Origin of the sequence: Oceanispirochaeta crateris (genome assembly GCF_008329965.1) — a bacterium.
Lineage (GTDB): Bacteria > Spirochaetota > Spirochaetia > DSM-2461 > DSM-2461 > Oceanispirochaeta > Oceanispirochaeta crateris.
Map to the genome: position 1 here is coordinate 1,082,354 of NZ_CP036150.1, position 26,886 is coordinate 1,109,239.

General features: G+C 41.9%; 23 protein-coding genes and 1 riboswitch. Of the genes, 11 read left to right on the forward strand and 12 right to left on the reverse strand.

Translation table 11 applies throughout. The features are described from left to right. Nucleotides 1–4: 4 nt before the first annotated feature. Nucleotides 5–1,297, forward strand: coding sequence for a DUF1015 domain-containing protein (locus EXM22_RS04930; RefSeq protein WP_149485445.1), 1,293 nt, complete (start codon nucleotides 5–7; stop codon nucleotides 1,295–1,297). Then, complete coding sequence (locus EXM22_RS04935) at nucleotides 1,276–2,091, forward strand: YdcF family protein (protein ID WP_149485446.1); 816 nt, start codon at nucleotides 1,276–1,278, stop codon at nucleotides 2,089–2,091. The genes EXM22_RS04930 and EXM22_RS04935 overlap by 22 nt, the downstream gene beginning before the upstream one ends. Here EXM22_RS04935 and EXM22_RS04940 read toward each other — a convergent pair. The 3 genes from EXM22_RS04940 to EXM22_RS04950 form a co-directional block, all read right to left on the reverse strand. After that, a complete protein-coding gene (locus EXM22_RS04940) occupies nucleotides 2,088–3,341 on the reverse strand; it encodes a M48 family metallopeptidase (protein ID WP_149485447.1) in 1,254 nt (417 codons plus the stop codon). The two genes, EXM22_RS04935 and EXM22_RS04940, sit on opposite strands and share 4 nt — an antisense overlap. Nucleotides 3,342–3,402: 61 nt before the next feature. After that, on the reverse strand, nucleotides 3,403–3,597 hold the full coding sequence (locus EXM22_RS04945) for a hypothetical protein (protein WP_149485448.1): 195 nt from the start codon (nucleotides 3,595–3,597) through the stop codon (nucleotides 3,403–3,405). A 176-nt stretch (nucleotides 3,598–3,773) separates the two neighbouring features. Beyond that, nucleotides 3,774–5,084, reverse strand: coding sequence for a BamA/TamA family outer membrane protein (locus tag EXM22_RS04950; RefSeq protein ID WP_149485449.1), 1,311 nt, complete (start codon nucleotides 5,082–5,084; stop codon nucleotides 3,774–3,776). Between the two features lie 95 nt (nucleotides 5,085–5,179). Here EXM22_RS04950 and EXM22_RS04955 point away from each other — a divergent pair, with 95 nt between their 5' ends. The 6 genes from EXM22_RS04955 (at nucleotide 5,180) to nadA (ending at nucleotide 11,002) form a co-directional block, all read left to right on the forward strand. Continuing rightward, the gene (locus EXM22_RS04955; protein ID WP_149485450.1) at nucleotides 5,180–5,956 is read left to right on the forward strand and encodes an ABC transporter permease; all 777 of its coding nucleotides are present in this window, start codon (nucleotides 5,180–5,182) and stop codon (nucleotides 5,954–5,956) included. Nucleotides 5,957–5,965: 9 nt separating this feature from the next. Further along, on the forward strand, nucleotides 5,966–6,757 hold the full coding sequence (locus EXM22_RS04960; protein ID WP_149485451.1) for an ATP-binding cassette domain-containing protein: 792 nt from the start codon (nucleotides 5,966–5,968) through the stop codon (nucleotides 6,755–6,757). A 15-nt stretch (nucleotides 6,758–6,772) separates the two neighbouring features. After that, the gene (locus EXM22_RS04965; RefSeq protein WP_149485452.1) at nucleotides 6,773–7,816 is read left to right on the forward strand and encodes an MlaD family protein; all 1,044 of its coding nucleotides are present in this window, start codon (nucleotides 6,773–6,775) and stop codon (nucleotides 7,814–7,816) included. 2 nt (nucleotides 7,817–7,818) lie between these two features. Continuing rightward, the gene (locus EXM22_RS04970; RefSeq protein ID WP_149485453.1) at nucleotides 7,819–8,709 is read left to right on the forward strand and encodes a tetratricopeptide repeat protein; all 891 of its coding nucleotides are present in this window, start codon (nucleotides 7,819–7,821) and stop codon (nucleotides 8,707–8,709) included. A gap of 104 nt (nucleotides 8,710–8,813) precedes the next feature. After that, nucleotides 8,814–9,908 carry an AI-2E family transporter gene (locus EXM22_RS04975; protein WP_149485454.1) on the forward strand — a complete coding sequence of 365 codons (1,095 nt, stop codon included), beginning with the start codon at nucleotides 8,814–8,816 and terminating at the stop codon, nucleotides 9,906–9,908. A 77-nt stretch (nucleotides 9,909–9,985) separates the two neighbouring features. Next, nucleotides 9,986–11,002, forward strand: a complete 1,017-nt coding sequence (gene nadA, locus EXM22_RS04980) for a quinolinate synthase NadA (protein WP_149485455.1) — start codon at nucleotides 9,986–9,988, stop codon at nucleotides 11,000–11,002. 5 nt (nucleotides 11,003–11,007) lie between these two features. Here nadA and EXM22_RS04985 read toward each other — a convergent pair whose 3' ends face one another. After that, complete coding sequence (locus EXM22_RS04985) at nucleotides 11,008–11,439, reverse strand: FAD synthase family protein (RefSeq protein WP_168203350.1); 432 nt, start codon at nucleotides 11,437–11,439, stop codon at nucleotides 11,008–11,010. A gap of 433 nt (nucleotides 11,440–11,872) precedes the next feature. On the opposite strand from EXM22_RS04985, the gene EXM22_RS04990 reads away from it, so the two are divergent. Beyond that, on the forward strand, nucleotides 11,873–12,424 hold the full coding sequence (locus EXM22_RS04990; RefSeq protein WP_168203351.1) for a TetR/AcrR family transcriptional regulator: 552 nt from the start codon (nucleotides 11,873–11,875) through the stop codon (nucleotides 12,422–12,424). Between the two features lie 88 nt (nucleotides 12,425–12,512). On the opposite strand, the gene EXM22_RS04995 is transcribed toward EXM22_RS04990, so the two are convergent. From EXM22_RS04995 to EXM22_RS05005, 3 genes are all read right to left on the reverse strand, one after another. Beyond that, nucleotides 12,513–13,430: a pseudouridine-5'-phosphate glycosidase gene (locus tag EXM22_RS04995; RefSeq protein WP_149485458.1), complete on the reverse strand. Its 918-nt coding sequence runs from the start codon at nucleotides 13,428–13,430 to the stop codon at nucleotides 12,513–12,515. Continuing rightward, nucleotides 13,411–14,331: a carbohydrate kinase family protein gene (locus EXM22_RS05000; protein WP_281289981.1), complete on the reverse strand. Its 921-nt coding sequence runs from the start codon at nucleotides 14,329–14,331 to the stop codon at nucleotides 13,411–13,413. Before EXM22_RS05000 ends, EXM22_RS04995 begins: the two co-directional genes overlap by 20 nt. Before the next feature lie 89 nt (nucleotides 14,332–14,420). After that, nucleotides 14,421–15,605, reverse strand: a complete 1,185-nt coding sequence (locus EXM22_RS05005) for a M20 metallopeptidase family protein (RefSeq protein WP_168203352.1) — start codon at nucleotides 15,603–15,605, stop codon at nucleotides 14,421–14,423. A 113-nt stretch (nucleotides 15,606–15,718) separates the two neighbouring features. Here EXM22_RS05005 and proB point away from each other — a divergent pair, with 113 nt between their 5' ends. Beyond that, entirely contained in the window at nucleotides 15,719–16,507 is a 789-nt protein-coding gene (gene proB / locus EXM22_RS05010) for a glutamate 5-kinase (RefSeq protein ID WP_149485461.1), read from the forward strand. Here proB and EXM22_RS05015 read toward each other — a convergent pair. The 5 genes from EXM22_RS05015 to EXM22_RS05035 all read right to left on the reverse strand — a co-directional run bounded on the left by EXM22_RS05015 (nucleotide 16,499) and on the right by EXM22_RS05035 (nucleotide 22,666). Continuing rightward, nucleotides 16,499–18,592, reverse strand: a complete 2,094-nt coding sequence (locus EXM22_RS05015) for an ABC transporter ATP-binding protein (protein ID WP_246157075.1) — start codon at nucleotides 18,590–18,592, stop codon at nucleotides 16,499–16,501. The two genes, proB and EXM22_RS05015, sit on opposite strands and share 9 nt — an antisense overlap. After that, a complete protein-coding gene (locus tag EXM22_RS05020; RefSeq protein ID WP_149485462.1) occupies nucleotides 18,589–20,316 on the reverse strand; it encodes an ABC transporter ATP-binding protein in 1,728 nt (575 codons plus the stop codon). The genes EXM22_RS05015 and EXM22_RS05020 overlap by 4 nt, the downstream gene beginning before the upstream one ends. Nucleotides 20,317–20,413: 97 nt before the next feature. After that, complete coding sequence (locus EXM22_RS05025; RefSeq protein WP_149487933.1) at nucleotides 20,414–21,094, reverse strand: amino acid ABC transporter ATP-binding protein; 681 nt, start codon at nucleotides 21,092–21,094, stop codon at nucleotides 20,414–20,416. Nucleotides 21,095–21,134: 40 nt separating this feature from the next. Further along, complete coding sequence (locus EXM22_RS05030; protein WP_149485463.1) at nucleotides 21,135–21,929, reverse strand: amino acid ABC transporter permease; 795 nt, start codon at nucleotides 21,927–21,929, stop codon at nucleotides 21,135–21,137. Continuing rightward, complete coding sequence (locus EXM22_RS05035; RefSeq protein WP_149485464.1) at nucleotides 21,917–22,666, reverse strand: basic amino acid ABC transporter substrate-binding protein; 750 nt, start codon at nucleotides 22,664–22,666, stop codon at nucleotides 21,917–21,919. Before EXM22_RS05035 ends, EXM22_RS05030 begins: the two co-directional genes overlap by 13 nt. Before the next feature lie 264 nt (nucleotides 22,667–22,930). After that, a riboswitch (purine riboswitch) is annotated at nucleotides 22,931–23,031 on the forward strand. 127 nt (nucleotides 23,032–23,158) lie between these two features. Here EXM22_RS05035 and EXM22_RS05040 point away from each other — a divergent pair. Continuing rightward, on the forward strand, nucleotides 23,159–26,875 hold the full coding sequence (locus EXM22_RS05040; protein ID WP_149485465.1) for a phosphoribosylformylglycinamidine synthase: 3,717 nt from the start codon (nucleotides 23,159–23,161) through the stop codon (nucleotides 26,873–26,875). The last annotated feature ends 11 nt before the right edge of the window (nucleotides 26,876–26,886 follow it).

Here is a 26,886-nt window from a genome sequence, read left to right on the forward strand (position 1 = left end):
ATTAATGAATTACAAAGAAACACTTGAAAAATGCGGGATTGCCATCCCCGAGGTATTACTGCCAAATAAATCTGTCTCATTGGAGGATTGGTCGGTTGTTGCCTGTGATCAGTTTTCCTCTGATATTTCATACTGGGATAAAATTACAAGTCAAACAGCAGGGAAAGCCAGTACATTTAATTTGATTCTGCCTGAATGCTATCTGAATGAGTCAGAAACAAGGGTTCCTCAAATCAATCAGAAGATGTTGGACTATCTTTCCGATGGAACTCTCGAAAGTGCCGGGTACGGCTTTATCTATCTTGAGAGATCTACCCCCTGTGCTTCTAGCAGGAAAGGACTGGTCGTGGCCCTCGACCTGGAAGCCTACAGCTATGAAGAAGGGGCAAACGCTCAGATAAGACCCACAGAGGGAACCGTTCTTGAAAGATTACCGGTGAGAGCGGAAATAAGAAAGAATGCAGCCCTGGATATTCCCCATATCCTCGTTCTTATGGATGATTCTGAATTTAAACTATTCAATTATCTCGAACAAAAGAGAGATTCTTTTCAAACTGTATATGACTTTGATCTGGCCGATAATGCGGGTCATCTCAAGGGATCAATGGTTTCAAACCCCGATGATCTTGAATCCCTTTCTCAAATTTTCAATGACCTCAATTCTCAATCTGAATTCCTTTTTGCCGTAGGTGACGGCAATCACTCTCTGGCGGCAGCCAAACAGCTTTGGAACAAGATCAAGAGTGAAGGTGGAGACTTACATCATCCCGCACGATACGCCTTAGTTGAACTGGAAAATATTCATGATCCCGGAGTCCGTTTTGAACCGATACACAGGGTCCTTTTTGATTGTTCAACCACTGATTTTAAAGCTGATTTTCTCGCATACCCAGGCACAAAGATTCAAAAAATAGATACATTTGATAAGCTCGTGACCAAGGTAAATCAATTTGATATTTCCGGAAAGTTTGCTCTGGGGATGATCTCTGCCGAGGGATATGCCATTTTGGAGATTGAAGATCAAAAGGCTGCGCTGGCATCAGAGGCCTTTCATTCCTTCCTCGATCCCTGGTTAAAGCTCGAAAAATGTTCGGAGATTGATTATATCCATGGGGATTCTGTTCTTCAAAATCTTGGCGAACAGCAGGGGAATATTGGTTTTTATCTGGCTGGAGTCAATAAAAAAACATTTTTCCAGTTTATCAACACCATCGGCCCCATGCCTCGCAAGACATTTTCAATTGGAGACGCGGAAGAAAAAAGATACTATCTTGAATGCCGGAAGCTCATTCCCTGATGTTCTTCCTATCCAAACTATTGGGGACTATGATTCTGCCACCGGGTAGTCTCATAGTCCTTGGTTTCCTCTTGCTTATCTTGAACCACAAAAGAATAAAAATCACCGGATCCATTCTCTCAATACAATTTGCCCTTCTATTCATCATATTTTATCTGCTGTCTATACGGCCTGTCTCCGATTCTCTTATAAGCCCTCTTGAAAGCCATACAGACCAATTCCAAAAGGAAGTGATGAACAGGATGGAGTCTAAGGCACCCGAGCTCATTGTCGTTCTGGGGGGAGGAAATACTTTACACTCTGATGGACTGGGGCAGTTACAAAGCAGGCTGTCATCTATCAGCAGTGCCCGCTTACTAGAAGGGCTTTTAGTTCATGAAGCAACAGGCCTTCCTCTCTTGTTTACGGGAGGGAGTGTACTAAAAGGGGAAGAGTCAGCCACAGAAGCCGATGCTGCCGGAGTTTTGCTTCAACGTGCAGGCCTGAAGGCCGATCAATTTCAACTGGAAGAAAAGAGTCGTAATACCTATGAAAATGCCCTGTTTACTGCAGAAATGACGGATAAAAGGGCCATAATACTGATCACATCCTCTTTTCATATGAAACGGAGCATCCTCTGCTTTGAAGAAGCCGGTTTTACCATTGTGGATATTTATCCAGTGGACTACCGCCGGGAAGACACCTCCCTAAATTGGTATGATTTTCTCCCCAAGATGGTATCCATGCGGAACAGTGCAACTGCTCTGCATGAATACTGGGGACTTCTGTACTATAAGTTATTTTTCAAGCTTTAAATCTCTGCTTTTCCAATGGCTTCTAGCCTCTCTGACAAAACTGGATGGCCATAGTGAAAGGTGCTGTACAGCTTATGGGGAGTCAAATTAGACAGGTTTTCACTGCTGAGCATGAGCAGGGCCTGGGCTAGACTCTCATTGTTTTGAACGGCTTTGCAGGCATAGGCGTCGGCCTCATATTCATGTTTCCTGGACCAGAAATGGCTCAAGGGAGATAAAAAGAATGAAAAGGGAGTAGAGCAGAACATCAGAATCACAAGAATTGAATGATATCCCTGTCCTGAGAATGCAAAAGCCTGAAATAAAGCTTCCCAGTTTAAGCAGAGGCTGGTGATGAACAAAATACCAGTGAGGCTTAATACACTAACTAAGAGTCGTTTGGGGATATGTTTCAATCTGTTATGCCCAATTTCATGAGCCAGAACAGCCTCTAGCTGATCTTCGCTAAGAGATTCTATGAGAGTGTCGAACAAAACAATCCTTCGAAATTTTCCAAGACCCGTAAAATAGGCATTGCTGTGGCCCGATCGGCGGCTGCCATCCATGACATAAATTCCCCTCGTATCAAATCCTGTTCTTTCGGCTAAGCCAAGGAGTCTGGTTTTCAGGGGGCCATCCTCAAGGGGCTTGAATTTATTAAAAAGCGGAGCGATTAGCACAGGATACAGTAGCAGAATAAACAATTGAAAAACGATGATGAATGCTGAGGCATAGATCCACCAGAAGGCTCCTGATTTGTCCATAAAAAAGAATAGTCCCCATAAAAGGGGTATGACCAGAAAGGGAGTGAGAATCAGCTGTTTGAGAGTATCACTCAGATAAAGGGACAGGCTTGTTTTATTGAAACCAAACTCCTCCTCAATGACAAATTGGGAGTATAAATTTAAAGGAATAGAGGGAAGTGAAAAAATGATGGAGAAGACCATTATGTATAGGATGCTGAAGAGTGTTCCCTCGGGCAGGAAGTTCAGCATGAAATTTTCAAGTCTTCCCGGGAATCCGCTCATGACAATGAGCAAGAGGAACACAAAGGATACTGAAGACGACAGGAGGGAGAATCGTCCCTTCACGAGGGTATAGCTCACAGATTTCTCATAGGTTTCTGGAGTGATTGTCCCGCTGAAAGCCTCTGGTATTTTTGTACGATTCTGGATAGTACAGTTTAGATTCATGATGCTGAGAAACCATGAAACAATGAACTCGGCAATAAAGAGGGCTAAAATGATCATTAGAAGGATTGAAGATGACATGATTGTTATTCTCCCATAAAAAAAACCCTGCAATGGCAGGGTTTTATACTTTACATTTGGATTAAAGAGCGGCGATTGCTTCTTTCATCTTGCCTTTGGCAACAGCAGATTTACACTGCTTGCAAATAGTAACTTGTTTTCCATCAAATTCCTGCTCAAATACAACCTTGATGGCTGTTCTCTTGCAAAGAGGACATGTTCCTCTTCCACTTTTGATGAGTTCTCTGATTCCCTGACCTCTATGAGCTTTAGACATAAATTCTCCTTAACTGATAGTATGATTAACCCATACCTGTTTCTGTTCTTTAATAAATCATCGTTAATGTTGTCACAGTTTTCATCTATGATTCATAGATAGAAATAACATATTTTAACCTTGAAAACTATATATACAGTCCCTTAAAAAGTCAATCCTGATAAACCCTTAAGGAGTCAGAAATAGAGTGTTGAACTAATGGATATTTCTGTTTCGCTTGTATCCTGCAGATTTATACCGGTATCTATGTTGAGGGAGATGCTGGGTAAGAGGGCAGGAAACACAATAATTGATAGCCCCGTTGTGTATTGTATATCCTTTTTGGTGAAATCCTGGGCCAATTCACCTACATATCCTATATCTATAAAGGGAGAAAGTTGTAAATCGCCAATTTTATCCATGGAAACAACATTAAAAGGAAAATTCTGATTGAGAAAGAATCCATATTCTCCACTTAATTTATAATCCAGCACCCCTCTGAGCCGGTCGGCGGCATTAATCTTAAAATCATTATAATAGTAGAAAGAAGAGACTCTTAAATTGTAACTGATAATTGGAGTGTAAATGTATGTCTTAAAATTGCCGTCCAACCATAAAATCACTTGATTATTCTGGGTGGAATATTCAAGTTCGTTTTCAATACTGGCATTGATTCCCTGTCTAAGAGAGCCAATCCAGTTAACCCTGTCCCATTCAATAATGTGGTTATAAGCAGGATTCAATCCGGACCTGCTAAAGGAGCTGTTGCTTTCTCCGGTAGTATTGGTCATAAAACTATAACTATAGGGCCATCTTAGAATGGGCCTTGCCGAATAATTAAGCCAGGGAATGATTGGAATCTCGATACTCATTCGGATTTCCGATTGAATGTAGCTGTATTCTAGGTCTATGTTTCCGTTGGAATCAGTAGATTTGACAGTCTCCCACAGCTGATTAAAACGAAAATCATAAAGATGCGACCCAATACGGAAGTCCGTCCAATTTCCTGTAATTTCGGATTTGGTATCTGAATAATAACTTGAAAAATCAAAATCACTGAGGGTGCCGCCTACATTTTTATAGTCCATGCCCAATCCCATGATCAGTCCCAGATTATTATCGTAGGTATAAATAGGTAATGGAATCATCGTCCATGAGTCTTCAAGATCGACAATGACCTCGATATCCAAGATTAGGCCTTCAGAGTTCACCACATGGTAGTTTGTGAGAACCGATTTAAATACTTTTTTATTGATCAGTTGTTGCCGCTGTTTCTGGAGGTAGGCGTCTAGTTGATACACCGAAGAAAATATACGGTCAAGATCCCAAGACAGATCTTTTTCTAAGGCGGAAATTTTGGTTTTCCCTTCAATGCTGTACTTAACCTGCGCAATTCGAAATAATCTGTTGGAAGATTCCTCAGCAAAACAATACATATTCTGGATCAGGAGGTAGAGTAATATTATGAATGCAGAACGGACATTTCCGGAATGAGCTGAGTGAGCCATAAGTCATAATAGATGGATTATATTTTTTTAGCGAGCTAAAAAATTATGATTTTATCCTTGTTGCAGGTCCGCATAATTATTATTAAGATATATCCATGATCGAATCAATGGGACGATGGCTGCGGGAAAAAGTGAAAGGCAGTGCTTATGCTTTTAATTTTTTTCTTTTCTTACTCAAAGAAACTGTTCATTTCCCATGGACTAAAAGAGTGGGCTTCAATGTATTGATCATGCAAATCTATTTTACGGGCGTTGAGGCCCTGTCAGTGATTGCCCTCATCTCCCTCGGTATAGGGGCGGTTATCATTGTCCAGGGAGTCGCACTGCTGCCTAAATTCGGCCAGAGCGATCTTATGTATACCATTCTGATATTGGTCATAACACGGGAATTAGGTCCCATGCTGACTGCCTTTATAATCACAGCACGATCGGGAAGTGCTATTACCACAGAACTGGGGAATATGGTCATCTCCCACGAGATGGAAGCCTATATGTCCGTGGGCATTCATCCCGTATCCTATTTGGGCGTTCCCAGGCTGTATGGCGTCATTTTAGCCATGTTATTTTTAAATATTTATTTCAATCTTTTTGGTTTGATGGGCTCATACCTGGTGGCATCCTTTATCCATGATATTCCATTTCAGGATTATTTGATCCATCTGATCAACGCTTTGACTCCGGCTGATATTCTTTCAGCAATTATAAAAAGCTTTGTTTTTGGTTTTATTATTGCATCCGTTTCCATTTATTATGGTTTTAGTGTTAATAGAGCGGTAACAGAAGTCCCTCAAAAGACGATAAAATCCATCGGTACGAGTATTATTCTTTGTATCCTTGCCGATGCGATTCTTGTCATAGTTACACGTTTATAGGAGTCCCTATTGAATTGGAATACAGTGCCCATAATTCTGGATAATATATGCCTCAATGACGGACAGGAATGCATCCTCGAATCTGTCTCTTTGGAGTTTGCCCCTTCATCTGTCACCGTTATTTTAGGTGGTTCGGGCAGTGGTAAATCTACTGTATTAAAAATTGCCGCAGGTTTGACCCCTATCAGCAGCGGGCAGGTCCTGTACGGAGATAAATCTCTATATAAATTGAATCATAAAGAGTATGCCAAATTGCAGCAGTACACGGGCTTTATGTTCCAGGATGGCGCCCTGTGGGCCAATATGAATATTCAACAGAATTTGAGCCTTCCCCTGGTTGTTTCCAATCCTGAATACACATCGTCTGAGGTCAATAGAATTGTTGATAAAAGTTTGCTGGAATTCGATATGCTTTCGGATAAGAATACCAGACCTGCAGGACTATCAGCGGGAGAGAGAAAGATTATCTCCTATTTACGAGCGGTCATTTCAAAACCTGATATACTCTTTTTTGATGAGCCCACATCTTTTATTGATAGGAGAGGAGCCCTACAGCTTATTAAAGCTCTGTTCAAATTTAAAAATGAGGGGAAAACAATCTTAATGGTGACTCATGACATTACTTTGGCAAATTCTCTGGGAGATCATTTCGTGTTTATGAGAGACGGCAAGGTTGAATTAAGTGGTTCAAAAGAAGCCTGCATGAACTCCCAAAACGAGCATTGGCTCAATTTTATGGAAGATCGGTCAACTGAACAAAAAGATACGGTTGATCCTATTTTAGAAACCAACCCTAGTTAATATAGGAAGAATAATATGAAATTCGGATTCAGGCATGCTGATAAATTTGTTGGACTCTTTATCCTCGTTGCCGTTGTTTTTATCAGCTCTTCTTTGATTGTAACGAGTATAAACCGCCGTTGGTTTGCCCGGGACTATGAGTATTACTCCCGTTTTTTCAGTGCTACCGGACTCAGTGTCGGAATGCCCCTAAAGCTCCGTGGATTTGAAATTGGAAAAATTAAACGAATCACCTTGAATGATCAGAATAAAGTTGATGTGACTCTCATCATCTACGATACCTACATTGACAAAGTTACAAAGGATTCTGTTTTAGAGCTAGCGTCGAATCCCTTAGGACTGGGAGGGGGACTCAATTTTTATCCCGGTTTGGCATATGAAGAACTTCTGGAGGAGTTCAGCTATATTCCATCGAATCAATCCAGGGAAGGGAAGGAGCTCTTAACCAGCGGTAAGGCGGATATCCCCGGAGGCGAAGATGCCATCTCGGCGATCATGGAAAATATAAATCCCATCCTCAGCGGTGTGGATAATATGATTTTGTCCATGACAGGGATTCTGGAACAGATCGAAAGTGCCCTTGCGGGAAATCAGAGTGGACCCTTAGGGGGAATGCTCGTCAATTTAGAGGGTACCACCGAAGAAATCAATACGATCCTACCGGCTGTTGAATCCATACTCATAGAGGTTCAGAAGATGACCTCCTCTTTGAGTATTCTCATGTCATCCCTGGAAGACCCAACAGGAATGGTTCCCAAATTGCTGGATCCCAGCGGATCCTTCGACACAATCCTTAACGACAATAATCAACTCTATGATCATATTGATGGAATTCTTGGTGAAATCCATACAAACCTGGCAAATCTGTCTTCAATGACAAATGATCTCAAGGGAATTACACCGGAATTAAATTCAGTTCTGGATGAGACCACAGGGGCCATCAGGGAAGGCAAAAAGGTACTCGAGGGATTGAGTAACAACCCACTCCTGAGGAAGGGCATCACAGAAGAGACAGAGGCCAGCTATGAACATGGCACCTTACGGGATGAGGAGTTTTAGGAATGAAAATAAAATATCAATGGCTCTGTATTCTGTTTCTACTCTTAAATTCCTGTTCTTCCATGCCAAAGGAAGAGCGGGCTCAGAATGTAAACACCCAGAAAGAACAAGCTGCATTGTACCTTAAAAGAGGACACAATGATTATACCTGGGCAAATTTTGAATCGGCTCTCCACTTATATGGGAAGGCTTTTACCCTCTCTTCATCGGTGGATTGGATAGAGGGAATGGTCCGTTCTCTGATTCATATGAGCAGATCCAGTGACAGACTCAATGATTCAGAACAGGCCAGAGTCTATCTGGACCAGGCTTTTTACCTCCTGGACGATTCCGTACCTCCCGAGCTTGCATTGCTTGTTCAGAATAGAAAGACAGAATGGCTGCTCTTTAATGACAGTCCAGAATCTGCACTTCAATGGAATGATATGGTTTTAAAGGATATGAAGACTATTAAAAGCGAAGAAGCCGGTGAGGTTTGGAGAGTGCGCGGGGCCATTCTCAAGGCATTAAAAGAATATGATCTGGCCCTTGAAGCCATGAATAAGGCGTTGAAACTGGATCAAAAAGGAAATTATATTTCAGAACTAGCCAGTGATTACTATATCCTTGCCTCCATTCTTTCTCTCAGTAATCGGGAAGACGAGGCAATCCTCTCTATGTATTCTGCATTGGAAAAAGACAAATTTATTGAGAATACACCAGGTATTGCCCAGGATTTATATGGACTAGGCCTGATATATGAAAAACTTGGCGATCATGAGAAAGCCTATCACTATTTTCAGCGATCCTACCTTGTTCAGCAAGGCTCTGACCAGGAATCTATTCCGGAAAGATTGCTTTCAAGGCTACAAAACCCTCCAGATGAAAGTCCCTGGAACATCGATTCTGATTGAATGAATCGTATTGTGTGATACAATCTCAACATTATTTTATGATCTGTTATTTTGTGTCAATTTTAATGAAAATCACTATAATATCTGCCTAAGGGGTAAAAACTATGGATCTCCATAAGGAGCTGTTCTTTATTAGAAACTTGCTTTTGATGCTTGTCCTCGTTGCCGGATTGTTCTTAATGAAGAGTTTGGCTGGAATCATGCTTCCTCTGGTGATGGCTTTGCTGTTGAGTATTTTATACCTTCCTATCGTTTTGTTTCTGGAAAAGAAAAAAATCCCTACAGGTCTCATTGTCACCTTCATTGCCATATTTACTGTCGCCGTGATTCTGGTCGTCGCAAATATTTTTATATCTACCATCAATGAAATCCTCGGTCAGCAGGACTTTCTCATCAATCAGCTTAAAAATAAATTCCTTTCCATTGCCGGCATTCTGACATCTCTTCCATATCTCAACCTGGATTTGGAAACACTGCAGGAAGGGATGAACACTCTCTTAAACAGGAATGTAATAACCACCGCCGCCAGCGGCTTTTTTAGAGGGGCCAGTAGCTTCGGATCATCATTCTTGATGTTTACCCTCTATTTTTTGTTTCTTTTGCCGGGAATGAGCCGCTATCAAACGTTTTTAAAATATGTGGGAGGAGAGAATGAATCTTTATTGGAAGATTATGAAAAGATACAAAAAAATGTTTCCACTTACATGTTGATAAAAACGATCCTAAGCCTAGTGACCGGTACGATTACATGGTTTGTTTGCACCATCCTGGGATTAAAATTTGCATTTTTCTGGGGATTCCTAACTTTTGTTCTCAATTTCATACCAAGCATCGGTTCCATAATTGCCACCTTACTACCCACAATCATGGGACTTATCTTATTTGACAGTTACAAACAAGTCCTTATTTTGTTGTTATTTCTTGGGGCTAACCAGATGATTATCGGAAATTTTCTAGACCCCCGCATTATGGGAAACAGACTGCGTTTGAACACTGTGACAGTCCTATTTGGTCTTGTTTTCTGGGGTGTTATTTGGGGGATTCCGGGAATGCTCCTCTCTGTCCCTCTCTCTGTTATCATGAAGTTGATGCTGGAGAAATCTCATACATGGAGTATTATTGCCAGAATCATGGGATCTCCTTCCAAGGATGAGAAATCTCCAAAAGAAAAAAAATCATTCTTTAGAAAACGGGAATAGACTTCCTTTCCAGTCTCAGACATTGAACACCCTGACGCTTTCCCTTATAATATCTTCTACTATATACAGGAGTAAATATGATGACTGTAGATTCTTTATATGAAAAGTTAAAAATGATCCAGTTTGGAGAGATGCCCGAAGATAACCTTAGATCTATTTGTGAGCATTATCTTCCTAAGGTCAACGAAATAGAAGAGTTAAAAAAACAGACAAATACAATAATTCTTGCTCATTCCTACGTAAAATCCAATATAATATACTCTGTTTCAGATTATGTAGGAGATTCCTACGAACTGAGTAAGAATGCCCGTGACGCCAAGGAAAAAAGAATTGTTTTTGCCGCAGTAAGGTTTATGGGTGAAACAGCAAAGATTCTAAGCCCGGACAAAGACGTTCTTATTCCCGGTACTGATCCTGCCTGTTCTCTGGCCGATAGCATCACTGGTGAAGATGTGCGTCAGTTAAAGCAGAAATTTCCAGATTACGCATTTCTGTGCTATATCAACACGAATGCCGATGTGAAAGCCGAATGTGATGCCTGCGTTACCTCATCCAATGTCTATAATATTGTCGAAAAATATCCCTCTGATAAAATTTATTTTGTTCCAGACCGTTTGATGGGACAGAATGTCATTGATGAAATGCAGAAGAGGGGAGTCAAAAAGGATATAAAAGTTTGGGATGGGACCTGTTATGTTCATGAAGAGTACGATCCTTCCCTAGTGGACGCCTTAAGAGAACAATACGATGATCTGACAGTGATGGTTCATCCTGAGTGTGGACCATCTGTCCTTGAAAAAGCCGACTTTGTTGGAAGTACTTCCCAGTTATATGATTTTGTAAAACAACGGAAAGACGGACATTTTTTGATGCTGACAGAGTGTGGTCTTATATCGAGGATTGAAGCTGAATTACCTGGAAGAAAGTTTGTGGGTTCCTGCTCTCTGTGTAAATACATGAAGTCCAATACTCTCGATGGGATTCTGAGAGTATTAAAATCACCTGTTCCTGCAGATTATGTTCATATTGATGCAGAAGTTCAGGATAGAGCCCTGAACTGTATAAATAGAATGTTTGAAATTGCTGAATCCTGAGTCATTTATTTCTCAGGAGCTAACTGACCTTTGATTCTATTCAACAGAGTCGAACTGTATAAGTCTCTGTTGAATGGTTTGAGGTGCTTAATTTTATAATGATGATCTGAGTGCTTCATCCACTCGTGAATGCTGTCTGCAAGGGCTAACTGATCGTGGCCCAGGCAGATGACATCCGGTCTGATCCTGTTAAGAATAGAAAATCGGCCAATCTCTTCGTCGGCCAGACAAGCCTCGCTGACCAGAGGGTGATTTTGTATAAAATGAAGGCGGCTTATTTCATCATGAAGAGGCCTTTTATGTTTGAAGGATTGAACAAAACTATCCCTTGCCACCACAACAATGAGACGTTCACCGTATTCTTTTGCTTTTTTAAGAAAATATTCATGTCCTGGATGAAGTGCATCAAAAGTTCCGAACACCAGTACTGTTTTCATTTGTTTACTACCTTGAAAAAATACTAACATTTTTCATTCCAGTGTGAGTAGCCTTTTTTTTTAACAAGATAAATTTTTATGCTTGAAATAAAATATAGAAATCATCTATATTATGTTAAAATCTGTTAATTTCAGAGGATACAATAAATAAATTGTGGTTTTTGTATAAAGATGAATGATGTTTATTCATAAAATATAGGTATCATGTGATTATCTTTACTATAAAAAAAACAACAATGAACTGTTTACTGTCTTAAGATTGGTGATTTTTCATATTTGAGAGTTTATATATGACTATTTTGGCAGTATTTGTAAGTTCTATGATCATTTTGTGAATAGTATGTGAAGAACCTCAATTGTTCACTATTTGCCATTATGAAACAAAAATATTAGTATTATTTTATGATTACAGATGATATTGGGGAGGTCCTATATGCAAGTATTAAAAGAATCAGTTAGGCAGAGGATTGTTACTTCTGCCAGAAAAGAATTTCAGAAGAAAAGTTTTGAAAAGGCATCAATGAGAGCCATCGCATCATCAGCTGGTATGACCGTAGGAAATCTCTACCGCTACTATAAAAACAAAGAAGATTTGTTTGGATCTATCATCGATCCGCTCTTTAAAGCTCTTATGAATTTAAAGAAAGAGATCCTTCTGGTAGAAGATGATAAAATTTCCTGGTTATTGAATAGTCTTCAGGAGTTACAGAAAGAGTACCGTATTGAATGGCTCATTCTTTCAGCAGGTTCTGCTGGATCTAAGTATGAAAAAGCCTTAGACAATGTATACGCATTGCTGCAGTCTACAATAAAAGAAGTACTCGAAGAAAATAACAAGCAGGGAAATCTGGCGGCTCCGGTCGCTTCGGCTATCCTTCATGGTTTGAGAACAATTCTTCAAACCGAAAAGAAAAACTCTCCCGAAGTTATTGAAAGTTTCTTACAATTTATGATGTCTGATATGATTGAAAGAGCCGTTTCCTAATCGTCAATAATAAAGATAATAAAGGCTGAATCCCTTGAATGATGGATTCAGCCTTTTTGTTTTATAAGAGTTTAGGAAAGAAGCGAGATCATTTGCTGAAATAGGATTTACTAATTTCAGAAGCCAGGCGTACATTGTTATACACCAATTCTACATTGCTATGGAGGCTGTTCCCTTGGGAGAGTTCTGCAATTCTCGCAAGAAGATAGGGGGTCGATTCTTTGCCCTTAATTCCAAGGCTCTTCATATCATCCAGGGCATTTTCTATGATTGAATTGATCATTTGAGGATCCATTGAATATTCCTCTGGGATCGGATTGGCGATGACCACTCCACCTTTTAAACCCATTTCCCATTTAGCCTTTAATAAAGAGGCAATTGCCTCTGGGGAATCCATGGCATAATCCACTTTGTATCCGCTCTTTTGAGTATAAAATGCGGGTAATTCTTCGGTTCTATAGCCGAGTACGGGAACCCCTTGGGTTTCCAAATATTCTAAAGTGAGTCCAATGTCCAAAATGGATTTCGCTCCTGCACAAATGACAGCCACTTTAGTCTGAGCTAGCTCCTGTAGGTCTGCAGAAATATCAAAGCTTGTTTCGGCACCTCGATGCACACCTCCGATTCCTCCAGTTGCAAAAATTGGTATTTGGGCCATTTCGGCAATGATCATTGTTGAAGCGACAGTGGTTGCACCATCGAAACCCTTAGAAATAAGATAGGGGAGGTCTCGTCTGCTTGCTTTAGCAATATCAGTCCCCTTTTTGCCAAAATATTCGATTTCAGAATGGGATAGACCTGCCTTCAAGCGACCGCCTATGATGGCAATGGTTGCGGGTACGACACCGGCCTTCCTGGCAATTTCTTCTACTTTTAAGGCGGTTTCAACATTTTCAGGATAGGGCATTCCATGAGAAATAATTGTTGATTCCAGAGCCAATACAGCTTGTCCGTCCTGAATGGCCTGAGCGACTTCTTCTTTTACATCAAGATAATTCTGATTCATATTGATACTCCCTACAGAGGTTTGATAAGAAAGGTATTGATAATTCTTTATTAATGGACTGGGAACAGAGCAGAGACGATGCCGCAGCAAGATTCGCCAGAAAAGCAGATTCTATCATATTCAGATTTAAAATAACAGAGAGGACTAAAGCCGATGAAGCGGCGTCTCCAGCCCCTGTTACCGATTTGATTTTCACAGGTACAGGGGGCATCCTCCCCCGAATTTTTCCATCAGAATAGTAGATGCCCTGAGAACCGGCTGATAGAAAGACCGAAAGGATTCCCTCATCAATAAAGGATTGCATCACTTTGTAATAATCGTTCTCGTCGTCGATCCTTAGGCCAGAGAACTCTTTTGCCTCAATAATATTCGGTTTTATGGTTTTTATTGAGTTGATAGAATTCTTGAGCCTCACAATTTTTACTGCCGATACCGGATCAACAAGTAGAATCTTATGAGAATAGGTTTTCTGTAAGAACCTTATTGTCTGTGAGGGAAGATTGGCATCTATCACCATATGGTCAAATTGTTCTAATGTCTCCTTATGAGAGATCATCAACTCTGGAGTCATTCTATCCATGAGACTCATTTCATTGACTCCGTAGAGCATTTCTCCCGTCTCGTCTATAAAGGCTGAATAACTGCAGCTTTTCTCCCCCTCAAAGCAGAGGCAGTTGTTCGTATTTACTCCGGATAAGCTTGTTTCTTTTAAGAGGACAGCACCGGGGTTATCGTCTCCATAGGGGCTGAAAAGAGAACAGTTTAATCCGAGTCGACTGCAATTTTCAGAAATGTTTCGGGCCACACCTCCAGGACTCATGCTTATGGTACCTGGAACAGAGTCGCCCGAAACCGCTTTGAAGGAAGGAATTGTCTGAATATCCATATTGAACCCTCCCACAAATAGGATTCTGTCTTTCAGAAGGCTAACTCGCTGTTGAAGATCGTTAAAAAATGATTCACATCCTTTCAATGGACTGCTCCGTAAGATCAAGACTGATGAAAGTTCAGGGCACAGAGGCAATGCAGGCTTGCTCCCAGGGGCAAAACATCTTCATCCAGGTTAAACTTGGAGTGATGAAGCGGAAAGATACACTCCTTCTCATCATTCCTGCATCCTAGCCAGTAGAAGGCACCGGGAATTTCTTGAAGATAATAGCTAAAATCTTCACCGGCCATTCTAGGCTGTTTCATTTCATTTACAACAAGAGCATCACCCATTATCCGGGATGTTTCAAGGATGAAATCGCACATTCTAGGAGTATTTATGACGGGAGGATAACCTGGGACAATTTCAAGGTCATAGGTCGCTCCATATCGAGTACAGTACATGTCCAGTGTTCGTCTTATCTCCTGTTGAATCTGAAGGCGTAAATCTTCAGAAAAAGTGCGTATGGTTCCCGATAGGGTTACGAAATCTGGAATGACATTTGGACGGTCCCCGCCGTTAATGCTTCCCAGAGTCAAAACGGCAGGCTCCACAGGATCAATCAGCCGGCTCACTATAAATTGAAGGGAATTGATCACCTGAGCGGCCATGGCAATAGGATCTACAGATTGATGGGGGAGTGCGGCATGACCACCTCGTCCAATTAGCTTTATATAAAAACAGTCGGTGGAAGCCATGGCCTTTTCTCTATTGACTCCACCTATTCCACAAGATTGATGAGGATCCATATGAAGAGCAAAGATGCCTTTTAGTGGCTTAAGAATACCCGATTCCATAATGGGAAGGGCTCCTCCAGGATCTTCCTCACCGGGTTGGAAAATAAAATAGGTATCCTGGGGTAGAGTTTTCTGTTTCTGCCTTAGAAGGACAGCAGCACCCAGCAGCATGGCCATATGGGCGTCATGACCGCAGGCATGCATGGTGTTCTCTCTGTGGGAAGCATAGGGCAGTCCCGTTTTCTCCTCAATTGGAAGAGCGTCCATATCGGCTCTTAATCCTAGTGAATGCAGGGAATCGACTCCCTTTAAGAAACCAATCACCGTATGTCCAGGAGCCCCTTCTAAAATCTCAATTTGATTCTCATTGAGGACTTGTCTTATATAATCTGCCGTATCTGGTACATCCAGTCCAATTTCAGGATTCTGATGAAAATGTCTGCGCCACTTTTTTAGATCCTTCAGGATTTCTTGAGCTTCCGGCAATAGTGATATTTTATGTTTAGTCATGGTGAGGTAATTATAAGTTTTGATAGCGGTCATGACAAGCTGAATCGCTTAGAATCGCTAGACAGGTCTATTTTGGTATGGTAGTTTCATTACAGAAAACAAAGGAGAAACTGATGCTCCAGGATGTACTAAAAAATAGTAAAAAAGTCGTAGTAAAGATAGGCAGTAATACTCTGTCTCGCCCCGATGGAACTTTAAACCGTGATTTTTTTAAAGACCTAGCTGGACAGATTCATCTGCTCAGAGAAGAAGGTCGTCAAGTTATAATTGTTTCTTCAGGTGCCCGTATTGCAGGTGTTTCTACACTGGGTAAATGGAATAGAAAAGAAGACCTTCATTACAAGCAGGCCCTATGTTCCATTGGACAGGTAGAACTGATGGATTCATATAGAAAAGAGTTGAAAGAATATGCTGTGGTTATCGGTCAGATACTTCTGACAAAAGAAGACTTTACCGATCCAAACAGGACCTTGAATATAAGAAATACAATTTTTACACTCCTGGATGAAGGAGTCATACCCATCATCAATGAGAACGATACAGTGAGTGTGGATGAAATAAAAATTGGTGATAATGATAATCTTGCTGCCTTGACGGCAAATCTGTGGAATGCTGATTTGCTTCTCATTATGAGTGATATAGACGGTGTTTATGATAAGGATCCGTCTAAGTCTCCCGATGCAAAGCTTCTCGAGGTGATTCAAGATTCTTCAAAACTTATCAGCCGTATTGAAGTCGGTAATAAAGGAAGCTTTGGTACAGGGGGCATAACAACCAAGATTGAAGCCGCTATAAAAGTCAATGAATATGGGATTCCCATGATACTGGCCAATGGTAAAAAAGAGCATATTGTAAGCAATCTTTTAAAAGGAACGGCTAAAGGAACAGTCTTTTTACCCTAGAGTATCCTCCGCATCGGACGATGCATACTGATAATTGTAGAGCTTGTAATAAAGGCCTTCTTTGGCCAGCAACTCCTCGTGAGTTCCCGATTCGGCCAGTTGTCCTTCGGTTAATACCAAAATTCTGTCGGCCCGCATGATGGTGCTGATTCTATGGGCAATGACTAAGGACGTTCGTCCTATGAGCAAATTATCCATTGCCTTTTGGATCAATTTTTCTGTTTCTGTATCAATGTTGGCTGTGGCTTCATCTAGGATGAGTACCGCTGGATTATGCGCAACGGCTCTGGCAAAAGAGAGAAGCTGTTTTTGCCCTCCCGATAAGTTTTTTCCTCTTTCCTGTAGTTCTGTATCATAGGCATTCTCCAGTTTCTTTATAAACTGATCAGCCTGGACCATTTCGGCTGCCTTTTGCAGCTGTGCATCTTCTATTGGGCTGCCCAGGAGTATATTGTCTCTGATCGTTCCTGAAAAAAGAAATACATCCTGTTGTACCGATTGAATGGAGCGTCTGAGCCAGGGAAGGCTGTAGTCTGTCAATGGAATATCGTCCATAAGGATCTGGCCTGAATCGACATCCCAAAGGCGGGTAGCCAGGGAGGCTATCGTCGTTTTCCCAGAGCCCGTATATCCCACTATGGCAATTGTTTCTCCCGGTTCTGCTGTAAAACTTAGATTTTTAATAACCGGTTCTCCCTTCCTATATGAAAAACAGACGTCTTTAAACTCAATTTTTCCCTTGAGTCTCCCTTCGGGAATAATGGAACCATCATCGGGTATCACATTTTTATTTTCCAACATGGCAAAGATGCGCTCTCCACCGGCCATAGCGGACTGCATAATTGAAAATTTTTCACTCATATCCATAACGGGTCTGTAGAATTTTTGAATCAGATCAATGAATGCAATGAGTATCCCCAGGGAAAGGATATGATGGTTTAGCATATTGGCACCCGTGTAAATCACAATACCTAATGAGAGGGAAGTAAAAAGATCTATAAGAGGTCTAAAGACGGCAAAAACATACATTTCCGACATGGATGCCTTCAAGAGTTCCTCATTGTCATTTCCAAACTGATGACGCGTTTCCTTTTCTCTTCCAAAGATTTGAATGACTTCCATTCCTGAGACATGTTCAGACAAGAAGCCGTTCACCCTGGAAATCCAATGCCTTTGCCGTCTGAAGGCTCCTCGGGCCATTTTTCTGAAAATAAAGGTTGCTACGAGTACAGGCGGCACGGTGCATAGGGTTATGACCGCTAAAATGGGGTTCAGAAAAAAGAGTGTGATAAGTACCCCTGCCATGATGGCCAGGTCCTTGAGTATGGATATGGTCACAGAGGTAAAAAATTCATTGATGGTTTCCACATCACTGGTGATTCTTGAGACAAGTGATCCTATGGGAGTCTCTCCCAAGTAGCTCAAGGATTGCTTCATGACATGAGAAAGCATGGTCGTTCGAATGTCCTTCATAACTCCCTGGCTAGTCCAGGACATGGAGAAAATTTGAAGGAAGGTAAAGAGTAAAATCATACTCAAGAGGAAGAAATACTGCCAGGCTCTCTTTTTGAGAATATGAATATCAAAAGCCCTGATGGACCTGTAGTCACCCTGATCAAGTGTCTTTAGCTGACTATGGGGAATTGCGGTCATCTCACTGTCCAGTGGGACAAAAGCTATGGTTGATTCAAATTGCTGCTTAGGTATATTTTCCTTTGGGAAAACATACCAACTTTCCAGGGCCAGCATTCCTTCTTCTTGAAACTGAGTTCTCTGACTGCTGCTGAGTGATTTGAGTTCACTTTCTAAAATAAAGTATCTTCCATCTTCACTCTTGAAAACATCATGATTTCGAATGAGTTCTTCCGAATTTTCTATGGATGAATCTAACCAGGTCCAGCGTGCAATGATGTTTTTATCAATGCTTTGCTGAAGAATAATGGGAAGCATGAGTTCTGCAACAGTGGAAAGGATCAGGGCTGCCATGGCCATGATGAACCAATGTCTGTACTTTTTGGTGAATCTCATGAGTTTTTTTATAATGCGGGAATCAATTTCTTTTCCGTTCATCTCGGGTGTTTTCATGATTTATCCAATGATTGCAGTTTGTAAATACTTTGATACAGGCCTTTTTCTTGTATCAAATCCTGATGAGTTCCCTTTTGGGAAATACGGCCTTTTTCAAGGACGATGATGTTGCCAGCATTCATAAGTGTAGAGACCCTGTGTGAAATAAGGATACTTGTGAGTCCCTCTCTTCTTGCAAAAAATCTGGATAATATAAATTCCTCCGTTTTCGTGTCTACTGCAGAGAGGGCATCATCCAGAATGAGGACCTGTGGATTGGCTATGAGAGCTCTAGCCAGGGCAATCCTCTGTTTTTGTCCTCCAGAAAGAGAAATGCCCTTTTCCCCAACCTGGGTGTCCACCCCATTGGGAAAGTTTTTAAGATCTCTGTCTAAGGTCGTCATTTCAATGACTTCCTGAACCTCTTTCTCTGTGGCATCTTTTTTGCCAAGGAGGATGTTTTCTAGGATGCTGGCCGAAAACAAAAACGCTTCCTGGGGTATCAGTAGAATAGATTTTCTTAAGGATGATAATTCAAGGTTGTGAATCTCCATCCCATTATAGAGGATGCTTCCTCTTGGGCTCTCGAGAATACGGGGCAAAAGATTGATGAGTGTCGATTTACCACTCCCTGTGCGGCCAAGAACTCCCAGGGTCTCACCAGCTGTGATTTTAAGAGAAAGATCATTGATAATAGGATCCTCTCCATAATGGAAATTCAGATTTTGAATTTCAAGCTCTTTGAATGGGTCAACGTCCAATGGATTAGGGACATTGCGTATTTCAGCCTTCTCATCGAGGATCTGATTGATTCTTTGAAGTGATGCGGCACCGCGCTGTATGAGGTTGACCGTAAATCCGGCTCCTACCATGGGCCAAGCCAACATCCCTAAATAAGCCATGACGGCAACAAAGTCACCCGGGTTCAATTCTCCCCATATGACCATCCGACCTCCGAAAAATAAGAGGAGACAGGCTGTTAATCCCGTTAAAAAACCTGTTAACGGAGTCATGAGACCCCATATTTTAACCAGTGATATATTGGCTTTGATATAGCTATCGTTGACAATATTGAATTCTTTGAGGGCATGATCTTCCCTGTTAAAGGATTTTAAAACACGAATACCGCTCATCGTTTCCTGAACACTGGATGTCAAATCAGAAAACTTCGCCTGTACCTGTCTGAATCTCTCTCCTAAAAAAGAACCCATAAAAAGAACCACTATGGTGATGAGAGGCAGGGGGAGTATGGTGATTGCCGCCAGACGGGGATACCGTGAAAACAGTATCCACAATATGGCTAGGGCCATGAATAATCCGTCCACAAAGGCAACGAGGGCCATGCCACTGGCCATCCTTATGGCTTTCATGTCATTTGTCATCCTTGCCATAATGTCGCCGGTTTTATTTTTTCCGAAGAAGGAAGAACTCATTTCCAGCAGATGATAAAAGATTTGGCCCCTCAACTCTTTCTCTATCCTGCGGGATGCCCCATGAATAAAGTATCTCCAAAAGAATCGTCCCAGGGCTATAATAAAGGCTACTACGACCATCGTCGCCACAAGCTTCAACACAGAGCGGGTATCTATCTGATCTTCAGTCATGAGGTTCAAACTTCGACGGATGTATTGGGGAATCATCAATTGACCAGCATTTGTCACAGTTAAACAAAGGAGGCCAAAAAGATATTTGAATTTATATTCTTTGTAATAGGGCAGGAGAGTTCTATATTCTTTCAGCATATTGTCATTCTAAAAGATTTACTCCCGATGAGCCACCAGTTTATTAGGATTCATAGCTAAAAAAAGGGACGCCGTAAAGACAGCGTCCCGTGGATCATTAAAGGATATGTTTTAAAAACTTTTTTGTACGCTCTTCTTTAGGATTATCAAAGAGTTCAGAAGGACTACCTTCTTCGATAATCTGTCCTTCATCCATAAAAATAACCCTGTCAGCGGCGGCTCTTGCAAAACCCATTTCATGGGATACAACCATCATGGTCATTCCGTTCTTTGCAAGATCCAACATTACATCTAGTACTTCCTTGACCATCTCAGGGTCCAGGGCGGATGTGGGCTCGTCAAAAAGCATCACCTTGGGGTTCATCGCCAGGGCTCTGGCAATGGCGACACGCTGCTTTTGTCCTCCCGAGAGTTCTCCCGGGTATGAACCGGCTTTTTCCTGGAGACCAACCTGTTTTAATAGGCGCATGGCATTCTCAACGGCCTCTGCTTTAGGCTCATTTTTCACCTTTCTAGGTGAAATAGTAATATTATCCAAAACAGATAAATGAGGAAAAAGGTTGAAGTCTTGAAATACCATTCCAACCTCTTCCCTTATGAGCCTGATATCGCTATCGGGATTGGTAACACTGGCTCCATCAATAAAGATTTCACCCGATGTCAAAACTTCAAGTCTGTTCACACTTCGCAGTAAAGTACTTTTTCCACTCCCGGAAGGACCGATGATCAGGACAACTTCACCACGTTTTATATCCAGACTGGCATCATTCAATGCCATAACGATACCAAAATCTTTGACAGCGTTCTTAATACTGATTCTATTTTCCACGTAGTTCCATCCTTTCTTCCATCATGGCTACAAGTCTGGACAGGAATAGTGTAAACACCAGATAGACCAGAGCAACCATTGTATAGCTCTCGAAGTAGAGAAAAGAGGTGGAAGCAAATTCCCGTCCCCTGCGCAGAAGATCTGATATTGCCAACACAGAAACCAGTGATGAATCTTTTAAAAGAGCAATAAACTCATTTCCTATTGCAGGAAGGATGACCCTCATCGTCTGGGGAAGGATAATCAGTCTTATAGCCTGCCCCCTAGACATCCCCAAGGCTATGGCGGCTTCCATCTGTCCTCTGGGAATAGATTGGATTCCTGCTCTGAAAATTTCACCCATATAGGCACCGTAACAGACGGCCATGGCAATGACCGCAGCTACCATACCTTGGATATTCAAAAACTTACCCAAGGCAAAGTAGATATAGAATAATTGCACCAGAAGAGGGATACCTCTGATCAACTCTACATAAATGGTAGCTATACGATTAAAGAGAACACTCCTGGATATCTGACCAAGACCTGTGAGCAAACCAATAAAGGTTGCACACACAATGGCCATGAAAGTGACCTGAAACGTAATGAATATTCCATCAGGAAGAAATTTCAATATCCTCCAGTATGGATCCGGTTTCAATACAGGAAGCAGGATCAGGATCAGGATCGCTCCAAAAAAAGTAATCTGCCAGGAAGAGAAGAGGCCCTTATTGCCTTTTGCAGGGATAAGGGCTCCGTCTGTTACTTCGATACGGGTATGATTATTATCAATTAGCGAAGCCATTTATTGACCAGCTCGTCTCTTTCGCCGGATTCGATGACGGCTTTCAGACCGGCATTCAATTTGTCAAGAACTTCACTATTTCCTTTTTTCACAGCCACACCGTAAAATTCATCAGTGAAGGGCTCACCAACAATTTTCAGTTTGGATTTGTAGGTATCATTACCAAGAACATAGTCTGCTGCAATGGGGCTGTCTGCAACAACACCGTCAATATTGCCATTGGCCAGGTCTTCAATAGCCAGACCCAGTTCATCATAGGTTTTCAGTTCAATATTTCCAGCATCAGAGATCGCAATGGCACCGGTTGTTCCAATTTGAGCACCAAGAGACATTCCTGCCATATCAGCAAGAGTTGACTTTCCGCTTAAATCCTGAGAAACAATGAGAACCTGTCCTGCATTGATATAGGGAACAGAAAAATCCATAGAGGCTTTTCTTTCTTCTGTAATTGTTACAGAAGAACATACGGCATCATAATTACCATTGGCCAGGCCGGCAAAGATTCCGTCCCAGGCTGTATTGACTATTTTGATTTCAAATCCACCAGCTTTAGCAGCTGCTTCCAGCATATCAACATCAAAACCGATGATTTCTTTATCTTCGTTCAGGAATTCCATAGGGGGCCAGGTTGCATCAGAAGCGATAACAATAACATTGCTGTCCTCTTTTTGTCCTCCGGCAAACACTGCCGTTATACTCAGGATCAGAGTCAATGAGAGTAATAAAAATTTTTTCATAGTGATCTCCATTCGGATAAATTGATTTTTTTATTTATAGCAGAAACCGGAGTAGATTTGTAGCGGTTTTGAATAAATAATCTACTATTCCGCTCTTTTTCTCATGAATCCTACGGATATGTATTCATATGTATGTATATTTATGGCATTACCCCAAGATAGAGTCCTGAAATAAGGGGATGAACCCGGAAGAAAAAGAGGGAGATAAACCTTATAAACCACTTGTCAGACATGTTGAACTTAAACATTTTTAGTGCTAGTGTTGAGACCTGAAAAGATAAAGCTTATATATTCCGGATAATATGGATTCGAGAGTTTCTACTGATCCCCGTAAAGGATCAACTATAAGTCAATGAGATCCTCTTTTTATTAATTCTGATGTTTGTCAGAACCGGTTTTTCTACTGTTTTTTAAGCTTTATTCATGACAGAAATCTATTCATTGAGACCGGAGAGTCCCTCTTCAGGTTTTAAAAAAGGTATGCATTAAGGCATGAATGATTTTTCCCGAGTTTTAGTAGAAAAAAGAAAGAGTCGAGACAGTGAAGCAGCTGCCATGAAGTCGGAGATCATCCAGACTCTCGGTATCAAGAGCATCAACAGAATCAGACTGATCAATATCTATGAATTGACAGATCTTGATGAGAAACAGCTTTCAAGGATTACATCGTCCGTATTCTCCGAGATTCCATCGGATATAATCCTTGAAAAAATGCCCCAGGAAGAACATCAATTTGGAATAGAGTTTTTACCCGGTCAGTTTGACCAGAGAGCCGATTCCGCCGCCCAATGCATACATCTGATTTTTCCAGAATGGTCAGGTGTTGTCAGAAGTAGCCGCCTCATCATAGTCGAGGGTCCAATCAGTTCAGATGAGCTGAGTAGAATCAAGAGATATTGCATTAATCCCGTGGAGTCCAGGGAAAAGGATTTGAGTGATCATTCTCTCTTTGATCTAGGTTCATTACCATCCGAGGTTCCTGTCCTTGAGAATTTTAATGCACAGGATGCCGAAGAAATTAGATCTTCCATGGGCCTGGCCATGTCGGCCGATGATATCATTCACTGTCAGAAGTATTTTTCTGAGACAGAGAAACGATTCCCCAGCGAAACAGAAATCCGTGTCCTTGACACCTATTGGTCCGACCATTGCCGGCATACCACTTTTGAGACGGAAATCAAACAAATAACCCTTCCTGCCGACGGTTTTCATGAAGTCCTTCAAAATACTCTGGATCATTACAAAAGCATTAGAACCCTATGCGACCGTGAAGCAAAACCCATGACCCTTATGGATCTGGCAACAATCTCTGCAAAAAGACAGAGAAAGGAAGGACTTCTGGATGATCTGGAAGTTTCTGAGGAAATCAATGCCTGCAGTGTCAGAATCAATGTGGATGTAGATGGGAGAGATGAGCCCTGGCTGTTGATGTTTAAAAATGAGACACATAACCATCCCACAGAAATAGAACCCTTTGGTGGTGCCTCGACCTGTATCGGTGGTGCGATAAGGGATCCTCTTTCCGGCAGGTCTTATGTCTATCAGGCCATGAGAATCACCGGAGCCTCTGATCCCTGCGAAAATATGGAAGAGACACTCCCGGGTAAACTGCCCCAGAAATACATCTGTAGAACCGCCGCCCACGGGTATAGTTCTTATGGAAATCAAATTGGCCTTGCCACCAGCTTTGTCAGAGAGATCTATGATCCGGGATACAAGGCCAAAAGGATGGAAGTAGGAGCCGTGGTAGGAGCCGTCCCTGAATACATGGTCCGCAGAGAATCCCCTGTGGCCGGAGATGTGGTCATCCTCATCGGTGGTAAAACAGGCCGGGATGGCTGTGGTGGTGCAACGGGATCATCCAAAGAACACAACCTGGAATCACTTCAGAGCTGCAGTGCGGAAGTACAGAAGGGAAATGCCCCTGAAGAGCGAAAAATACAACGGCTTTTTCGTAATCCAGAAGTCACAAAGCTTATAAAAAAATGTAATGATTTCGGTGCCGGCGGTGTTTCCGTAGCCATTGGAGAACTAAGCCCCGGCCTGATCATAGATTTAGACAAGATACCGACTAAATACAAGGGGCTCAACGGGACAGAGCTGGCTATTTCCGAGTCTCAGGAACGCATGGCCGTCGTCGTCAGCCCAGAAGATAAAGAACGCATCATTCAATTTGCCGAATCGGAAAACCTGGATGCGACCCCTGTTGCGGATGTCACAGACACTCATCGTCTCATCCTCAAATGGAAAGGTCAGAATATTGTGGATTTGGATCGGACATTCCTGGATACAAACGGCGTCAGACAGACGACCGAGGTTGTTCTACCATCGGTAAACTGGTCTCGGAATCCATTTTTAAAGGATCCTCATCCCGATAAAGAAGGGTATAAAAAAATACTTTCCAGTTTGAATGTCTGTTCCCAGAAGGGTCTTGTTGAGATGTTTGATGCATCCATAGGAGGGTCGACTCTCCAGATGCCCTATGGTGGTAAACACCAATTGAGTGAATCCGAGGCGTCCATACACAAGTTACCCGTCCAAAAGGGAACAACAAAAACCTGTAGTCTGCTGGCCTATGGGTTTGATCCTGAGATTTCCAACTGGAGTCCCTATCACGGCAGCGTATATGCAGTGGTGTCTTCCCTGGCTCGGCTTGTGGTTTCTGGGGGTCAATGGAAAAATACTCGCTTGAGCTTTCAAGAATACTTTAAGCGTCTCGGTGATGATCCTCAAAACTGGGGTCTTCCATTTACGGCTCTTTTAGGGGCTCTCAAGGCTCAGGAAGAGTTGGATATACCTGCCATTGGTGGCAAAGACAGCATGTCTGGAACCTTTCACGATATTCATGTCCCACCAACACTGATATCCTTTGCTGTAACAACAACAAAAGTAGAAACTGTGGTTTCCTCTGAATTTAAGAGTTTCGGACATACCATATACTATCTTCCTGTAAAGACAGACAAATTCCATCTTCCTCAATGGGATAGTTTGAAAGCCGGTTTCGATCTTGTAGAATCTTTAAACCATTTGGGCAAAATACAGGCTGCATCCACCGTAAAAGAAGGGGGGATTGCTACGCAGCTTTTTAGAATGGCTGTTGGAAACGGAATTGGTTTTGAATTGTCAAATCAGAATATCCCTCTCTACAGCAAGGGCAATGGTGACATCCTATTTGAATCGGATGACCAAACGTTGATGGACTCTCATCCCGAGTTAATCGTTCTGGGACAGACCATTAAAGAGGAGGAACTTCGATTCTCTGAATACACGATTGCCCTGAATGAAGCCTTAAACTCCTGGAAGGGAACATTGGAGCCTGTTTTCCCCGATGATCCCGATACCAAAGATGCCGAAGACTGTACCGTTCCACTGAATAAGAAGATGTTCTCAGGAAAGAAACCTATTTTAAGCGCAGCTCCCCGTGTCTTTATACCGATTTTCCCGGGAACGAACTGTGAATATGACACACAGAGATCCTTTCAGAACGCTGGAGCCATGGTACAAAGTGCAGTATTCTGCAATAGAAGCCGCAGGGATGTTTTAGAGAGTATCGAAAAAATGGTTCAGGGGATTAAATCTTCTCAAATCTTTATGTTGTCCGGTGGGTTTTCCGCGGGAGATGAACCGGAAGGCTCAGGGAAATTCATTGCCAATGTACTCTTGAATCCCGCTGTTTCTGAGGCCATAGAGGATCTGCTCCACAGAGATGGTTTGATTCTGGGAATCTGCAACGGATTTCAGGCATTGGTTAAATCGGGACTACTTCCCTATGGAACGGTGAGGGAACTCGACAAAGATTCTCCCACGCTGATTAGAAATATCAACAATAGGCATATTTCTAAGATGGTGCATACTCGAGTCATCAGCAGTAATTCTCCCTGGCTTGCAAATATGAATCCCGGAGATGTGCATACAATTGCCATCTCTCATGGTGAGGGGCGTTTTACTGGGAATCCTCATATTTTAGAGGATCTACAGAAAAATGGACAAATCGCCTTTCAATACTGTGATGATCAGGGAGCAGCCACCATGAACCCACTGTTTAATCCCAATGGCTCCGACCTTGCCATTGAAGGGATCAGCTCTGCCTGCGGAAAAATTCTTGGAAAAATGGGGCATTCTGAGCGGTTCACAAATGATAATTTTATGAATATTCCTGGCGATAAACATCAGAGTCTATTTGAATCAGGTGTGCAGTATTTTAAATAATGGAATGAGGA

Bases quoted from the DNA above. Each gene is read 5' to 3' on its own strand.
- EXM22_RS05035 (WP_149485464.1), bottom strand. From the start codon at position 22,666: ATGAAAAAATTTTTATTACTCTCATTGACTCTGATCCTGAGTATAACG.
- EXM22_RS05030 (WP_149485463.1), bottom strand. From the start codon at position 21,929: ATGGCTTCGCTAATTGATAATAATCATACCCGTATCGAAGTAACAGAC.
- EXM22_RS05040 (WP_149485465.1), top strand. From the start codon at position 23,159: ATGAATGATTTTTCCCGAGTTTTAGTAGAAAAAAGAAAGAGTCGAGAC.
- EXM22_RS04945 (WP_149485448.1), bottom strand. From the start codon at position 3,597: ATGTCTAAAGCTCATAGAGGTCAGGGAATCAGAGAACTCATCAAAAGT.
- EXM22_RS05005 (WP_168203352.1), bottom strand. From the start codon at position 15,605: ATGACTAAACATAAAATATCACTATTGCCGGAAGCTCAAGAAATCCTG.
- EXM22_RS04970 (WP_149485453.1), top strand. From the start codon at position 7,819: ATGAAAATAAAATATCAATGGCTCTGTATTCTGTTTCTACTCTTAAAT.
- EXM22_RS04950 (WP_149485449.1), bottom strand. From the start codon at position 5,084: ATGGCTCACTCAGCTCATTCCGGAAATGTCCGTTCTGCATTCATAATA.
- nadA (WP_149485455.1), top strand. From the start codon at position 9,986: ATGATGACTGTAGATTCTTTATATGAAAAGTTAAAAATGATCCAGTTT.
- EXM22_RS05015 (WP_246157075.1), bottom strand. From the start codon at position 18,592: ATGAAAACACCCGAGATGAACGGAAAAGAAATTGATTCCCGCATTATA.
- EXM22_RS04935 (WP_149485446.1), top strand. From the start codon at position 1,276: ATGCCGGAAGCTCATTCCCTGATGTTCTTCCTATCCAAACTATTGGGG.
- EXM22_RS04975 (WP_149485454.1), top strand. From the start codon at position 8,814: ATGGATCTCCATAAGGAGCTGTTCTTTATTAGAAACTTGCTTTTGATG.
- EXM22_RS05020 (WP_149485462.1), bottom strand. From the start codon at position 20,316: ATGCTGAAAGAATATAGAACTCTCCTGCCCTATTACAAAGAATATAAA.
- EXM22_RS04985 (WP_168203350.1), bottom strand. From the start codon at position 11,439: ATGAAAACAGTACTGGTGTTCGGAACTTTTGATGCACTTCATCCAGGA.
- EXM22_RS05025 (WP_149487933.1), bottom strand. From the start codon at position 21,094: ATGGCATTGAATGATGCCAGTCTGGATATAAAACGTGGTGAAGTTGTC.
- EXM22_RS04955 (WP_149485450.1), top strand. From the start codon at position 5,180: ATGATCGAATCAATGGGACGATGGCTGCGGGAAAAAGTGAAAGGCAGT.
- EXM22_RS04965 (WP_149485452.1), top strand. From the start codon at position 6,773: ATGAAATTCGGATTCAGGCATGCTGATAAATTTGTTGGACTCTTTATC.
- EXM22_RS04940 (WP_149485447.1), bottom strand. From the start codon at position 3,341: ATGTCATCTTCAATCCTTCTAATGATCATTTTAGCCCTCTTTATTGCC.
- EXM22_RS04995 (WP_149485458.1), bottom strand. From the start codon at position 13,430: ATGAATCAGAATTATCTTGATGTAAAAGAAGAAGTCGCTCAGGCCATT.
- proB (WP_149485461.1), top strand. From the start codon at position 15,719: ATGCTCCAGGATGTACTAAAAAATAGTAAAAAAGTCGTAGTAAAGATA.
- EXM22_RS04930 (WP_149485445.1), top strand. From the start codon at position 5: ATGAATTACAAAGAAACACTTGAAAAATGCGGGATTGCCATCCCCGAG.
- EXM22_RS04990 (WP_168203351.1), top strand. From the start codon at position 11,873: ATGCAAGTATTAAAAGAATCAGTTAGGCAGAGGATTGTTACTTCTGCC.